General features: G+C 51.8%; 1 protein-coding gene. It reads right to left on the bottom strand.

The genetic code is table 11. The features are described from left to right. Positions 1–76: 76 nt before the first annotated feature. Positions 77–331, bottom strand: coding sequence for a hypothetical protein (locus ED312_RS17040; protein WP_123217236.1), 255 nt, complete (start codon positions 329–331; stop codon positions 77–79). Positions 332–788 lie beyond the last annotated feature (457 nt).

The following is a 788-nucleotide window of genomic DNA, read 5'->3' as shown; positions in this document are numbered from 1 at the left end:
CAAGTCCGCCGCTAACCGGGTTGCTTTAGCCGCTAACCCAACCCGGTCCGGTGTTAACGCAATCCCTTAAATGGCCCTATCCCGGCTTGCCGGGGAATAAAAGCCCCAGTAGTTTCCGCCACCGGAAATGCTTCCGGATTACCCGGGTCAGGATTACAAGAACTATGACCGCTATGGCGATCAACCACCGGCTGGCGCCGCGGGTGCCGGTAGGTGCTACGGTCTTTACCTCCTGCTGCTGCACTTCCCTGGTATCGCTGCTGTCGCGCAGGTTGTGTTTTTCCTCCCGGGTATGGCTATGGTGCTCATTTTGCAACGCGTCGTAAGCCACCTTACGCCGTTTTTGTTGCGCGCCCGTACCCGGAAATAATACGTCACACCGTCCTGTACGGGGGCATGGAAATTACCACGGGAGCTCGAAGTCCGGCCGGTGGGCTGCCATAGGGGCTGCCCGGGCTTCGTCCTTTTCCTTGGTTTCCCGAAGGTTGCCTCCCTTGGCGGTAGCAGCCTGTTTCTCCAGGTAATCCTGTGCTACGGGCTCGTATTCCGCAAATGGCGGGTACAGGTCCGGGAGGTAGAAAATTATAGTTATTGGGTTAATAGGTGATTAAGTTATTTAGATAACACCCCAGTAACCTAACCCATTAACTCAATAACTGAACAACCAATTACACTTCATGTAAGGCTTTACGCTAAAAAAATAATCCCGATGTGACAAGCCCGTTTCCGGAAGTAACAAAAATTATTACGGAACTTTATACTGTTTAAAATCAAAGGATTGTAATCGG

It is taken from the genome of Sinomicrobium pectinilyticum (assembly GCF_003725735.1).
Lineage (GTDB): Bacteria > Bacteroidota > Bacteroidia > Flavobacteriales > Flavobacteriaceae > Sinomicrobium > Sinomicrobium pectinilyticum.
This window is presented reverse-complemented; position numbering and strand designations above follow the sequence as displayed.